Annotated in this window: 13 protein-coding genes; 4 read left to right on the top strand and 9 right to left on the bottom strand. The window is 70.9% G+C overall.

All coding sequences use genetic code 11. From position 1 onward, the window contains the following. Positions 1-8 precede the first annotated feature (8 nt). From ABZ079_RS21000 to ABZ079_RS20990, 3 genes are all read right to left on the bottom strand, one after another. On the bottom strand, positions 9-197 hold the full coding sequence (locus ABZ079_RS21000) for a DUF397 domain-containing protein (RefSeq protein WP_356940926.1): 189 nt from the start codon (positions 195-197) through the stop codon (positions 9-11). Continuing rightward, positions 194-1027 (bottom strand): helix-turn-helix transcriptional regulator, encoded by an 834-nt coding sequence (locus ABZ079_RS20995; RefSeq protein WP_356940925.1) that lies wholly within the window; start codon positions 1025-1027, stop codon positions 194-196. The genes ABZ079_RS21000 and ABZ079_RS20995 overlap by 4 nt, the downstream gene beginning before the upstream one ends. 511 nt (positions 1028-1538) lie before the next feature. After that, positions 1539-2081, bottom strand: coding sequence for an MOSC domain-containing protein (locus tag ABZ079_RS20990; protein ID WP_356940924.1), 543 nt, complete (start codon positions 2079-2081; stop codon positions 1539-1541). A 139-nt stretch (positions 2082-2220) separates the two neighbouring features. Here ABZ079_RS20990 and hemB point away from each other — a divergent pair, with 139 nt between their 5' ends. Beyond that, on the top strand, positions 2221-3222 hold the full coding sequence (gene hemB, locus ABZ079_RS20985; protein WP_356940923.1) for a porphobilinogen synthase: 1002 nt from the start codon (positions 2221-2223) through the stop codon (positions 3220-3222). Positions 3223-3466: 244 nt separating this feature from the next. Here the strand turns inward: hemB and ABZ079_RS20980 are convergent, their stop codons facing one another. Continuing rightward, positions 3467-3799: a hypothetical protein gene (locus tag ABZ079_RS20980; RefSeq protein ID WP_356940922.1), complete on the bottom strand. Its 333-nt coding sequence runs from the start codon at positions 3797-3799 to the stop codon at positions 3467-3469. A 420-nt stretch (positions 3800-4219) separates the two neighbouring features. Here ABZ079_RS20980 and ABZ079_RS20975 point away from each other — a divergent pair, with 420 nt between their 5' ends. Beyond that, on the top strand, positions 4220-5419 hold the full coding sequence (locus tag ABZ079_RS20975) for a PLP-dependent aminotransferase family protein (protein WP_356940921.1): 1200 nt from the start codon (positions 4220-4222) through the stop codon (positions 5417-5419). Here ABZ079_RS20975 and ABZ079_RS20970 read toward each other — a convergent pair. From ABZ079_RS20970 to ABZ079_RS20960, 3 genes are all read right to left on the bottom strand, one after another. Further along, the gene (locus tag ABZ079_RS20970; RefSeq protein WP_356940920.1) at positions 5314-5922 is read right to left on the bottom strand and encodes a hypothetical protein; all 609 of its coding nucleotides are present in this window, start codon (positions 5920-5922) and stop codon (positions 5314-5316) included. The two genes, ABZ079_RS20975 and ABZ079_RS20970, sit on opposite strands and share 106 nt — an antisense overlap. Before the next feature lie 182 nt (positions 5923-6104). Then, positions 6105-6959, bottom strand: a complete 855-nt coding sequence (locus ABZ079_RS20965; RefSeq protein ID WP_356940919.1) for a DUF4253 domain-containing protein — start codon at positions 6957-6959, stop codon at positions 6105-6107. Between the two features lie 138 nt (positions 6960-7097). Further along, positions 7098-7484 (bottom strand): VOC family protein, encoded by a 387-nt coding sequence (locus ABZ079_RS20960; RefSeq protein WP_356940918.1) that lies wholly within the window; start codon positions 7482-7484, stop codon positions 7098-7100. Between the two features lie 61 nt (positions 7485-7545). Here ABZ079_RS20960 and ABZ079_RS20955 point away from each other — a divergent pair, with 61 nt between their 5' ends. Next, on the top strand, positions 7546-8517 hold the full coding sequence (locus tag ABZ079_RS20955; protein ID WP_356940917.1) for a YafY family protein: 972 nt from the start codon (positions 7546-7548) through the stop codon (positions 8515-8517). Positions 8518-8632: 115 nt separating this feature from the next. Here ABZ079_RS20955 and ABZ079_RS20950 read toward each other — a convergent pair whose 3' ends face one another. Together ABZ079_RS20950 and argS are read right to left on the bottom strand one after the other, a co-directional pair. Further along, entirely contained in the window at positions 8633-9319 is a 687-nt protein-coding gene (locus ABZ079_RS20950) for a chaplin family protein (RefSeq protein WP_356940916.1), read from the bottom strand. Between the two features lie 237 nt (positions 9320-9556). After that, positions 9557-11320, bottom strand: a complete 1764-nt coding sequence (gene argS, locus ABZ079_RS20945; protein WP_356940915.1) for an arginine--tRNA ligase — start codon at positions 11318-11320, stop codon at positions 9557-9559. A 127-nt stretch (positions 11321-11447) separates the two neighbouring features. Here argS and lysS point away from each other — a divergent pair, with 127 nt between their 5' ends. Continuing rightward, entirely contained in the window at positions 11448-13190 is a 1743-nt protein-coding gene (gene lysS, locus ABZ079_RS20940; RefSeq protein WP_356940914.1) for a lysine--tRNA ligase, read from the top strand. The last annotated feature ends 16 nt before the right edge of the window (positions 13191-13206 follow it).

Genomic DNA, 13206 nt, shown 5'->3' with positions numbered 1-13206 from the left:
CGAGGCGTTCAGTGCCGTCCGTGCCCGGAGGCGTACGGCAGGAAGGTCGCCCAGGTGGTGGGGGAGAGGGCGAGGCGGGGGCCGTTCGGGGTCTTGGAGTCGCGGACGAGGATGCGGGTCTCGTCCGGGGTGGCCACCTCGACGCAGTCCGGGCCGCTAGACGTGCTGTAGCTGCTTTTTATCCACTCCAGCTTCATGTCTCTCCAAGCACTTTCTGGATGAGGGCCGTCGACTCCCGTGGACTGAGAGCCTGCGCCCGGATGATCCCATACTGGATGTCGAGGAGTTGCACCTCTTTCGGATCGGCGATCACGCGACTGACGTGCACCACCTCGATGTGGCCGACCGTGGTGCCGTCCCTGAGCCTGAGCAACCTGAAGGATCCGTCGAGCCCCGAGTTCTCCTCGCGGCTCAGGGGCAGCACTTGGAGGTCGACGTTGCGGAACTCGGAGACCTCCAGCAGCCGTTCGAGTTGCCCGCGCATGACCATCTTGCCTCCGATGAGCCGGCGGAGCGTCGACTCACACTGGACAAAGCTGAAGACAGGTCGCGCCGCCGTATCGTCGAGAATTTCCTGTCGTGCCACGCGGGCGGCCACCTGCTGCTCCAGCTCGTCGGCAGTGAAGGATGGGCGACGGGCGCTGAGCACCGCACGCGCGTACTCCTTCGTCTGCAACAACCCATGAACGACCGAGATGTTGTACGCACACAGCTCAACGGCGTGCGTCTCCAGCTTCTTAAGATCCCGCACCTTCTTCGGGTACCGAACCTCCGCCACATCCCCCTTCATGGCAGCGATCTTGCCGCCCGCGCCCAGCACCTCGTCCGCCGCGTCCAGGTACTCCGGCCGGGGAATCCGCCGCCCCCGCTCCACCGAGGAGACCAACTCCTCCCCGTACCCGATGGCCGCCCCCAACTCGGCCTGGGTGAGGCCGGCCTCCTCCCGCCACAGTCTGAGTTGCCGTACGACCGTGCGCATCACGGCCCCAGCCTCGTCGTCTTCCAGCCCCGCGTCCCAGTCGCTCACGTTCGCTGTCCTCCCGCCGCGCCCTTCCTGGCCCAACCGGTCCCGCCCGTCACCGGTCACTCCGTACGACCCGGACGGAACCGGTCACCGCACGGACAGCCGCCGGTCGCACGGGCCGCCATGCTTCACAGGCTACGCACGCATGGACACGCTGAGTGATGTGAATGGGTGAATCTCCACCCCTCACACCCCGACGCACGAGTTCTTCGTCCCTCTCTCCGCGACCTGTCGTGGCGCCCGCCTCGGACGGTTGCTCGCGGCCGGGCAACTGCGTGCGCGGGCCCTGCCGTTGGACCCGGCCCGGCTGATCGTCGCCGTAGTTTCCGCCTCACGCTGCCGGTTCACCGCGCGGAGTGTCCTGCGCATCGAGGTGACCGACATCCAGGGTGATCACCTGCCGGTCCGAGGGCCGCGGCCGACGTGCCCGCCGAGTCCGGCTACGGACTGCTGCTGGTCGAGGGGCTGGCGGACCGCTTGGGGCGTGTGCTCGGGCTGCGGAGGGGGAGGGGCGTCAGACGCGTTCCAGGGGCCGGTGCGGTCCGCTGGGCAGCTCTGCCTCGATCATGTCGCCCGGACGCACCGTGCCGCCCTCCCTCACGATGCTCATGATCCCGGCCTTGCGCACGATGTTCCCGTTCTCGTCGCGGCCGACGACCCGCTTCAGCAGCCCGTCCTGGAAGTCGTCGATCTGCTGGCAGGGATTGCGCAGGCCGGTCACCTCCAGCAGCGCGTCCTCGCCGATGCGCAACAGCGTGCCGACCGGCAGGCCGAGCAGGTCGATGCCGCGGGTGGTGATGTTCTCACCGAGGTCACCGGGCGTCACCGTGAACCCGTCCGCGCCGACCTCGGCGAAGAGTTCCTCGTGGATGAGGTGGACCTGGCGCAGGTTCGGCTGGGTGGGGTCCTGTGCGACCCGCGAGCGGTGCTTGACCGTCACACCGGCGTGCACGTCGCCCTCCACACCCAGCCCGGCGAGCAGCGTGATGCTGTCCCGGTTCGGCTTGGTGAACGAGTACACGCCGTTGCTGCTGGCTGCTGACACTGTCCCGGTCATCCCGGAGCCCCCTCCTCGGCGACGACGTCTGCCACCCACGAGCCTATGTCCCGTCCTTCCGGAGCGCAGCGCCCATGTCCCTCCGGGCCCGACAGGGCGTCGGCAAAGGCGGGGGTCGGGCGGGCGTAGCGTAGAAGGCATGACGAAGTACGGATCCTTCCCCGGTACGCGTCCTCGGCGGCTGCGGACCTCGCCCGTCATGCGGCGGATGGTCGCCGAGACACGACTGCACCCCGCCGACTTCATCCTTCCTGCGTTCATCCGGGAGGGCGTCAGCGAGCCGGTGCCGATCGCGGCGATGCCCGGTGTCGTGCAGCACACCCGGGACAGCCTGAAGAAGGCCGCGCTGGAGGCCGTTGAGGCCGGGATCTCCGGGATCATGCTGTTCGGCGTGCCGGAGGAGCCCAAGAAGGACGCGCAGGGCACGGTCGGTACCGATCCGGACGGCATCCTGCAGGTCGCGCTGCGCGATGTGCGGGCCGAGGTCGGTGACGACCTGCTCGTCATGTCCGACCTGTGCCTGGACGAGTTCACCGACCACGGGCACTGCGGGGTGCTGGACGCCCAGGGGCGGGTCGACAACGACGCCACCCTGGAGCGGTACGCCGAGATGGCGCAGGTGCAGGCCGACGCCGGTGCCCATGTCGTCGGCCCTAGCGGCATGATGGACGGGCAGATCGGCGTCGTCCGCGACGCGCTCGACCAGATCGGGCGGGAGGACGTGGCGATCCTCGCCTACACCGCCAAGTACTCCTCCGCCTTCTACGGGCCCTTCCGCGAGGCCGTCGCGTCCTCGCTGCAGGGCGACCGGAAGACCTACCAGCAGGACCCGGCCAACTGGCGGGAGTCCCTGCGGGAGTTGGAGCTGGACCTGGCCGAGGGCGCCGACATGGTGATGGTGAAGCCGGCCGGGCCGTACCTGGACATCCTCGCCCGGGTCGCCGACAGCGTGGACGTACCCGTCGCCGCCTACCAGATCTCCGGCGAGTACTCGATGATCGAGGCCGCCGCCGAGAAGGGCTGGATCGACCGGGACCGGGCCATCTTGGAGACCCTGACCGGCATCAAGCGGGCCGGGGCGCGCACCATCCTTACCTACTGGGCCACCGAGGCGGCTCAGAAGGTCCGCCAGGCGGGCTGACCTTCACCCCGGGCGGGCCGGGCGCCGGGCGCCCGGCCCACCCGGCGGGACCGGGCCGGGCCCCGGGTCGGCGAGCGCGTCCCCGGGATCGCCGCCTTCTCGGGGACGCGTCGGTCGATGCTCACCCGGCCTCAGCCCCACCGGGCGGTCCGGGCCGGTTCGCCGATCAGCCCCTTCACGTACGCGCCGAGGGCGGCCTGCTCGCCCTGGAGGACGCGCGCCGGTGCCAGGAGCCGGCGTCGGATCACGGGCTGCCGGACTTCCATCCCAGGTACGTGCCGCTGGTGGCGGTCTTGTAGTGGGGCTTGAAGCCGATCGCGCCGTTGGGTGCCGCGTCCGTCATCCAGACGCCGCCCCTGCCGTCCGACAGGCCCACGTGCCAGTAGGGGCTCTGCGTCTTCCAGAACACGAAGGCCGCGGTGGGCGGGGTGCCCGTCGTGTGCCGGGCCCCGTCGTCGGACTGCCAGTGCTCCTTCGCCGAGTAGTGGACGATGTGGCGGTTCCAGGCCGCAGCCACCGCGTATTCGCAGCGGCCGTGGTAGGAGGTGTCGCCCTTGTGGGACACGAACCAGTTCATGGCCTCGATGACCGGGGATCCCTTGGGGAGCCTCGGAGCGCTGACGACGGATCGCGGTGCGGCGGCCGCCGTTCCCTCGGTCGCCGTTCCCCCGGCGGCCGATGCCACGCCGGACGCCGATGCAGTCAGCGCCAGACACAGAACGGTGCCGAACACGGCACCGTTCAGGCGGTTCTTGAGTTGTCTCGAGGTGTGCAAGAGTCCCCGTTTTCGTACAGGTCCGATGGTGGTCGCGCATCCTGGGATGCCTGGCCAGTATGACCGTTCACGCATACGGCCCGGGAACTTTTTTTCCAACTGCGGTCGTGGGCGGTGGCTTTGCCGGGTTCCACGGCACGGCGTCCGGATCGCGGAATTACCAGTGTAGATGGCACGTACTTATCTAGTGTGACGGGACCCGGAGCCAAGGAGAGCCGTGCCATGACCGTCACCGAACCCGCGCCGCCCGCTGCCCCCGTCCCGCCGCTCGCCGCCCGCGCCCTCGGCGTGGGCGGTTCGCCGGTCCGGGACATCCTCGCGGTCACCGCACGCCCCGAGGTCATCAACTTCGCGGGCGGGCTCCCGGCACCGGAACTCTTCGACCGGGACGGCATAGCCGCCGCGTTCCAGGAGGTGCTGGCGCAGTCCCCGGCCCAGGCGCTCCAGTACTCCACCACCGAGGGCGAACCGGCGCTCCGGGCGGGGCTGGCGTCCCGGATCACCGCCGAGGGCCTGCCCACCGGCCCCGACGACCTGCTGGTCACGACCGGTTCGCAGCAGGCGCTGTCCCTCCTGGCGACGGCCCTGCTCGAACCCGGCGACACCGTCCTGGTCGAAAGCCCCTGCTATCTCGCGGCACTTCAGGTCTTCGGGCTGGCCGGAGCACGGGTGGTGGCCGTGCCGGGCGACGCGGACGGAGTGGACCCGGAGGCTCTGGCAGAGGCGGTCCGCCGCGAGCGCCCGAAGCTGCTCTACCTCGTCCCCACCTTCCAGAACCCCACCGGCCGCACGATGCCCGCGCCGCGCCGCGAGGCGATCGCCGCCGTGGCCGCCCGCCAGGGCCTGTGGATCGTCGAGGACGACCCGTACGGCGAACTCCGCTACGACGGCGGGCGCGTCCCCTGGATCGCGTCCTTCCCCGGCGCCGGGGACAGGACGGTCCTGCTCGGCTCCCTCTCCAAGGTGATGGCTCCCGGCCTGCGCCTGGGCTGGCTGCGCGCCCCCGCCGGACTGCTCCGGGCGTGTGCGGTCGCCAAGCAGGCGGCGGACCTGCACACGCCGACGGTCAACCAGCTGGCAGCAGCCCGCTACCTGGACGTCCTGGACGCCCATGTCGAGAAGGTCAGGGCCGTCTACGGCGAACGCCGGGACGCGATGCTCGCCGGGCTGGCCGATGCGCTGCCCGAGGGTGCGTCGTGGACCCGTCCCGAGGGCGGCATGTTCCTGTGGGTCAGGCTGCCGGAGACGTACGACACCACGGCCCTGCTCCCGAAGGTGGTGGAGCAGGACGTGGCGTACGTCCCCGGTGCCCCCTTCTACGCCGGTGACCCCGACCGCTCGACGCTCCGCCTGTGCTTCGTGACGCAGACGCCGCAGGAGATCCGGGAGGGGCTGCGGAGGCTGGGCAGGGGACTGGGCTGACGGGGTGGGCGGCCCTGCTCTCGCAAGGGAAGCGGCAGTGCTCGCCGCCGCCCGATGCCGATCGTCGGATCGCCGGTGATCCAGCCCTGTCGCTGCCACCAGCCGATCGCCTTGCGCGCGATGGACAGCTCCCGGTTGACGGTGTCGGCGCCCATCTCGTCCGCCCGCGCCGCCGCCAGCCCGGCCGGCGCCTCCGGCGGTGCCGGGGCGTCGATCGCGGCGAAGCGGAAGACGGGCGGCTTCGCGCCCCGGCGGGCGGGACCGGTCGGCGCGGGCTCGACGGCGAACATCCATCCCCACGCCGTGAGCGAGATCCGGTAGACCCACGCGGAGGACTTCGCGATGCCCGCACCGGTGAGATACCGCTCGACCGCTGCGATGTACGACGACGGCGGGACGGACAGGAGCACCACCCGAGCGCGCGGCAGCCGGAGCGCGGCCTCGCTGGTCCGCCGCAGGTCGCGGTGATCACGGCAGGGGCTCCGCCGCAGTAGATCCGGCATTCACTGCGGCACCATCCTGGTGAGCCATCCGGCGCCGAAAGTCCGGTAAGCGGACCTCGAAGGGGAAGCCCTGCTACCGCCAATCGCTGTACCGCCGACCCTCGCGCCCGGTCCAGCCCCGAGCATCACCCTGCGCTACACGTCCGTTCGCCGTAGCCAAACGAGAACAGGGCCTGGGCGGGTCAGTCCCACCAGAAGTGCCAGACGCGCTCGCCGACGAGATCCTTGGCGTAGTCGCCCAGACCGCCCGAGCCGCTCTGCGTGACGTTGTCCGGGCAGAACGCGAAGTGCTCAGCCGCCAGCGCCTCGGCGCCGGCGAGGTCCGCGGGCGGGGCGGCCACGGACACCACCAGCGTGTCGAAGCCGAGCGCGACGACCCGTATGCCGAAGCGGTCCTCCCAGGAGCGCAGGACCGCGCAGAGGCGGGCCACGTCGTACTCGTGGTTGAGCGGGCCGGACCAGCCGATGGCGGCGGGGATGTCGGCGGAGCGCCGGGCCGGTACCAGGGCCAGCAGCGGCCCGCCCGTCGACCGGGCGGGGGAGCCGTCGGCCAGCGAGTCGGCCAGCCGGGCGGCACAGGTGTCGGGGTCGACGGTGAGGGGGCCGGCGGGCGCGAGGCCGGGCCAGTCGAAGCCGAACGGCGCGAGCAGCCCGGCCAGTTCGTCGTCGTGCCCGTACGCCTCCGCGTCCTCCTCTCCCGCAGGGGCCTCGTCCTCCCAGTACTCCGCGAGCACCTCCTCGGCGTCGTGGTCTCCGGGGTACGAGGTGCGCCCGGGCCGCAGCTGCCAGTCCTCGGGTCCGCCCTGGGAGCCGCCCGCGTCGATGAGCACCGGGAGCAGGCCCGCCCGGCGGGCCGGTGCGCCCAGGGCCGCCCAGTGCCCGGGCGCGGCCGCCCCGCCGGCATGCCACAGCAGTGGCTCCCGCCACGGACCGTCGATCGTCGCGTCGATCAGCCGCCCGGGCGGGAGCTGGAGCCCGGCGGAACGCCCGCTCGGGTCGGCCGCCAGTGCGGGCAGGGGGTTGGGAAGAGTCGCCATGAACGTGACTGTAGGGGCAGGCACTGACATGAGAGGCCGGTGTTCGCCCTGGACGCGCGACCGGGATCGAGGCCCGTCGGGCGATCGGCCGAGAAGGGCGCGCCCGCCTCTCACCGGCCGAGGCGGGTTCGTTCGGCCTCAGACGAGTGTGGTGATGCAGAACGGGTGGCCCGCGGGGTCGAGCAGGACCCGCCAGCGATCCGGGGCCGGCTGGAAGTCGGGCTTCTTGGCGCCCAGGGCCAGCAGCCGGGCCTCCGCGGCCTCCAGGTCGTCGACGCCCAGCTCGATGTGGGCCTGCTTCTCCTGGGCGGGGTCCGGCCAGGTGGGCGGGCGGTAGTCGGCCAGGCGGTTGAAGCCGAGCCCGGCCGCGCCCTCCTGGCCGAGCAGGACGAAGTCGTCGGTGGAGAAGAGAACCGGGAAGCCGAGCAACTCACCGTAGAAGCGGGCAAGTTGGGCAGGGTCGGCGCAGTCGAAGGTGACGGCGGCGTAGCGGAACGCGGGCGTGGAAGTGGTGTTCGTGCTCATGGAGGCGACGTTAGGCCATGACCAGGACAGTTCCGGTCCTGGTCATGGCAGACTTCGGCCCGTGATCAGCGCGTCCGCCCGCCTGCTGCGACTGCTGTCCCTGTTGTCCTCCCGGCCGTCCTGGACCTGCGCGGAACTGGCCGAGCGCATGGAGGTCACCGACCGCACGGTCCGGCGGGACATCGCCAGGCTCCGGGAACTGGGCTATTCCGTCGACTCCGACGCGGGACCCTGGGGCGGTTACCGCCTCCGTGCCGGATCCCGGGTGCCCCCGCTGATCCTCGACGACGAGGAGGCCCTCGCGGTGGCGGTCGGGCTGCGCGAAGCGGCGCTGAGCGGCGCGCTAGGCGGCGAGCAGGCCGCGCTGTCCGCGCTGCTGAAGCTGCGCCAGGTGCTGCCGCAGCGGGTCGCGGACCGCCTGGGCGAGTGGGACGACGCCTTCGTACGCCTCCCGGGGCCGGGGGAGCCGCGGATCCGGTCCGGCCTGCTGCTGGAGCTGGCCGCCGCCTGCCGGCGCGGAGAACGGGCCCGTCTGTGGTACTGCGACGGACAGGGCAGAGCCACGGTCCGGGACGTCGATCCGTACCGTCTCGTCCACACGGGACGGCGCTGGTACTTCGTCGCGCGGGACGTGGCCCGGGGGCAGTGGCGGACGTTCCGGGCCGACCGGGTCGAACGGCTCCGGCCCACCGGGCAGCCGGTGGACATCACCGACCCGCCCGACCCGGCGCTGCTGGTCTCCCGCAACACCGCGAACGGCCCCTATCCGCTGACCGCGACCATCCGCCTTCCGCTCCCCGTGGACCAGGCGCTGCGGCTCGTCCCCGGGACCGTCGGCACTCACCGCCCCGACGGCCCGGACGCCACGCTCATCGACATCGGCGGCCCCGACGCGGATGGCCTCGCCCGCTACCTCCTCGGACTGGCGACACCGCTGCGGGTCCTCGCACCGGAGTCGGTGCGGCAGGCCCTGCTGCGCCGTATCGAGGCCGTCCACGAGCACAACGCGAAGGCCGGGGAGCCCTCGGAGTGAGGGCTCACCGACAGGCCTCTTGGAGTGGGCGACCCCAGGAGAGCAGAGGAGCCGGGAGTACGGCGCACGGCCTCATCGGAACAGGACCGACGAGGCCGTCTTTCCGCGCCTCGGATCATCCCTCGCCGCGGAGCTTCCGCGTGCTGCGCCGGTACAGCACCGTCCCGCCCACCAGCGACGCCACACTCGCGGCGACGGCCGTCCAGGTGCTGTCCGCACCGGTGTGGGCGAGGGCGCCCACGGTCGGTGCTCCCGGCTTCGGTACCGCGTGCTCCGCGGGACGCGGCTGGGGCTTGGCCGGGGGCTCGGAGCGCTTCGGCGGAGTGACCCGCGTGGGCGGTTCGGGCTGAGGCTCGTCAGGACGGTCGGTGGAGGTGTTCGTGGACGTGTTGTCCTCGGCGGGATTGCCGATGCCCACCACGTTGACGCTGTTGCCGCTCACGTTCACCGGGACATGCACCGGCACTTGGATGTCGTTCCCGGAGGCGACGCCCGGCGAGTCGTGCGTGCCGCCCTCGGCGGTGGCCCCGCCCGGCGCCGGTGCCTGGTCCGGCGCCGGTGCCTGGGCCGCCCCGGACCCGCCGCCGCCCTGGTTGGCGCACCCGTTGCCCGTGGCGGGGTTGAGAAGCCCCACCACGTTCACGGTGTTGCCACACACGTTCACCGGGGCGTGTACCGGCACCTGGAGCGTGTTACCGGAGATCACGCCCGGTGAGCCGACCGCGGAACCGTCCGCGGCGGAGTCGGCGTACACCGGACATGCCACAGCCATTGCACCCGAGGCGGCTGCGATGGCGATCACACTGTTACGGGTAACCCGGTTCATAGGTTCCCTGCCTCTCCCAGAGATAGTCGCGGGCACTCACCCGCACCCGGTGAAACGCAGGAGAAGCCGTCCGAGTTATGGCTTATCGACCGTTCGCCCTCTGTCGTGGGATCTTCGCTGCTCAGCGCGGCGAGCCCAGGCACGAACAGGTGTGCCAGAGGGCTGCCTTCGCGTCTGCGGAGACGGGTCCCGACAGACGCGAAGGCTTGTGTGTCAGAGCTTCTCGGGCGTCCTGATCCCCAGCAGGGCCATGCCCTGGTGCAGCGTGCGGGCCGTCACGTCGCACAGGAACAGGCGGTTCTCCACCTGCTCCGGCGTCTCCGCCTTCAGGACCGGGCACTTGTCGTAGAACGTCGTGTACAGGGACGCCAGCTGGTACAGGTACGCGGCCAGCTTGTGCGGGGCGTACTCCGCCGCCGCCTCCCGCACCGTCTCCGCGAACGCGTCCGCGTGCAGGCCCAGCGCCCGCTCCGCGTCGGCCAGTTCCAGCTCCGGGTGCGCGGCCGGGCGGACCTCGCCGGCCTTGCGCAGGATGGACTGGATACGGGCGTACGCGTACTGCAGGTACACGCTCGTGTCGCCGTTGAGCGAGACCATCTGGTCCAGGTCGAACTTGTAGTCCCGGTTCGCCGACGTCGACAGGTCCGCGTACTTCACCGCGCCGATGCCCACCTGGGTGCCGCGCTCGGCGATCTCCTCCTCGGAGAGGTCCTGCGCCTTCTCCCGTACGACCGCGGAGGCACGCTCGATCGCCTCGTCGAGAAGGTCGACCAGGCGGACGGTCTCGCCCTCACGCGTCTTGAACGGCTTGCCGTCCTTGCCGAGGACCGTGCCGAAGGCCAGCTGGACCGCCGTCACGTCGTCGTTCAGCCAGCCGGCCCGGCGCGCGGTCTCGAAGACCATCTTGAAGTGCAGGGCCTGGCGGGCGTCCACCACGTACAGCAGGGTGTTCGCCTTGAGGTGGAAGACGCGGTCGCGGATCGCGGAGAGGTCGGTGGCCGCGTAGCCGTAGCCGCCGTCCGACTTCTGCACGATCAGTGGGACCGGCTTGCCGTCCGGGCCCTTGACGTCCTCGAAGAACACGCACAGGGCGCCCTCGGAGCGGACCGCGACACCCGACTCCTCCAGCAGACGGCAGGTCTCGGCCAGCATGTCGTTGTAGCCGGACTCACCGACGATGTCCGGGTCCCGGACCTCCATGTCCAGCTTCTCGAAGACGGAGAAGAAGTAGATCTTCGACTCGTCCACGAACTTCTGCCACATGGCGAGGGTGTGCGGGTCACCGGCCTGCAGGTCGACGACGCGACGGCGGGCCCTGGTCTTGAACTCCTCGTCGGCGTCGAAGAGTCTGCGCGCGGCCTTGTAGAGGCGGTCGAGGTTCGACATCGCCTCCTCGCCCGTCACCTGGGCGTCCTTGTGGTCCAGCTCGTGCGGGTGCTCGTCCAGGTACTGGATGAGCATGCCGAACTGGGTGCCCCAGTCGCCGATGTGGTGGCGGCGGATCGCGTTCTCGCCGGTGAACTCCAGGAGCTGGACCACCGAGTCGCCGATCACCGCCGAGCGCAGGTGGCCGACGTGCATCTCCTTCGCCACGTTCGGCTGCGCGTAGTCGATCACCGTCGTACCGGGGTTCGCGGCGGTCGGCACGCCGAGGCGGCCCGTCTCGTCCGCGTACCGCGCGGCCAGGTTCCCGGTGATCGCCCTGTCCGCGATCGTGATGTTGAGGAAGCCGGGGCCGGAGACCTCGACGTCCTCGATCATGTCACCGGTCACCACCTGGGAGACGACCTGCGTGGCCAGCTCCCGCGGGTTCGCCTTGGCCTTCTTGGCGAGCGCCAGGATCCCGTTGGCCTGGAAGTCCGCCCGGTCGCTACGTCGCAGCAGCGGGTCGGCGTCGGCGGCCTCCGGCAGGGTGGCCGAGAGGGCGGACGCGAGGTGCTGCTGGACGGAGTCGCTGAGGGACGTGACCGAGGCCATAGGAATGGGTGCCGTTCTCCTCGTGGGGATGGATAGTCCCGGCCAGTATCCCATGGGGGGTAAAGCGGTTTTCCCGGTCGCAAGTCGGTCTGTGACAATGGAGTGTCACCCGTTCAGAAAGAAGGACGTGCCGATCGTGGCTCAGAGCACCGAGACCACCGACTGGGTCTCCCGTTTCGCGGATGAGGTCATCGAGGAGTCGGAGCGCCGTGCCCCGGGCAAACCGGTCGTGGTCGCGTCCGGCCTCTCCCCCTCCGGCCCGATCCACCTCGGCAACCTCCGCGAGGTCATGACCCCGCATCTCGTGGCCGACGAGATCCGCCGCCGCGGACACCAGGTCCGTCACCTGATCTCCTGGGACGACTACGACCGCTACCGGAAGGTGCCGGCGGGCGTCGCGGGCATCGACGAGTCGTGGGCCGAGCACATCGGCAAGCCCCTGACCTCGGTGCCGGCCCCGAAGGGTTCCGCGTACCCGAACTGGGCCGAGCACTTCAAGGCCACGATGATCGAGTCGCTGGCCCAGATGGGCGTCGAGTTCGACGGGATCAGCCAGACGGAGCAGTACACCTCAGGCGCCTACCGCGAGCAGATCCTGCACGCGATGAAGCACCGCGGTGACATCGACGCGATCCTCGACCAGTACCGGACGAAGAAGGCCCCTGCCAAGAAGCAGCAGCAGAAGGCGGTCGACGAGGCCGAGCTGGAGGCCGAGGAGGGCTCGGGCGCCGCGTCCGAGGACGACGGCAGCTCCGGCTCCGCCGGGTACTTCCCCTACAAGCCGTACTGCGGCGACTGCGGAAAGGACCTGACGACCGTCACCTCGTACGACGACGACACCACCGAGCTGTCGTACACCTGCACCGCCTGCGGCTTCGCCGAGACCGTCCGGCTCAGCGAGTTCAACCGCGGCAAGCTGGTCTGGAAGGTCGACTGGCCGATGCGGTGGGCGTACGAGGGTGTGATCTTCGAGCCGAGCGGTGTCGACCACTCCTCGCCGGGCTCCTCCTTCCAGGTCGGCGGCCAGATCGTCGGCATCTTCGGCGGCAAGCAGCCGATCGGCCCGATGTACGCCTTCGTCGGTATCTCCGGCATGGCGAAGATGTCGTCCTCGCGCGGTGGCGTACCGACCCCGGCCGACGCGCTGAAGATCATGGAGCCGCAGCTCCTGCGGTGGCTGTACGCCCGGCGCAGGCCCAACCAGTCCTTCAAGATCGCCTTCGACCAGGAGATCCAGCGGCTGTACGACGAGTGGGACAAGCTGGTGGGGAAGGTCGCGGACGGCTCCGCCCTGCCGGCGGACGTGGCCGCGTACACGCGCGCGGTGGGCACGGCCGCCGGCGAGCTGCCGAAGACGCCGCGTCCGCTGCCGTACCGCACGCTCGCGTCCGTCGCCGACATCACCGCCGGGCACGAGGACCAGGCCCTGCGCATCCTCTCCGAGCTGGACCCGGAGCAGCCGCTGGCGTCGCTGGACGAGGCCCGCCCGCGGTACGACAGGGCCGAGGCGTGGATCAACACCCACGTCCCCGCCGACCAGCGCACGATCGTCCGCGGCGAGCCCGACGCCGAGCTGCTGAAGTCCCTCGACGAGGCGTCCCAGCAGTCGGTACGGCTCCTGCTCGACGGGCTCGCCGAGCACTGGTCGCTGGACGGGCTGACGCACCTGGTCTACGGCGTGCCGAAGGTGCAGGCCGGGTTCTCGGCCGACGCGACGCCGAAGGAGCTGCCGCCGGAGATCAAGACGGCTCAGCGGTCGTTCTTCGCGCTGCTCTACCACCTGCTGGTGGGACGGGACACCGGGCCTCGGCTGCCCACGCTGCTGCTCGCGGTGGGGCAGGAGCGGGTGCGGGCCCTGCTCGGGGAGTAGGCGGCACGGAGAAGGG

It is taken from the genome of Streptomyces sp. NPDC006314, assembly GCF_040613075.1.
In the GTDB taxonomy this organism is placed as follows: domain Bacteria; phylum Actinomycetota; class Actinomycetes; order Streptomycetales; family Streptomycetaceae; genus Streptomyces.
Note: the sequence above shows the minus strand (reverse complement) of the source record. Positions and strands in the feature narration are given on the sequence as shown.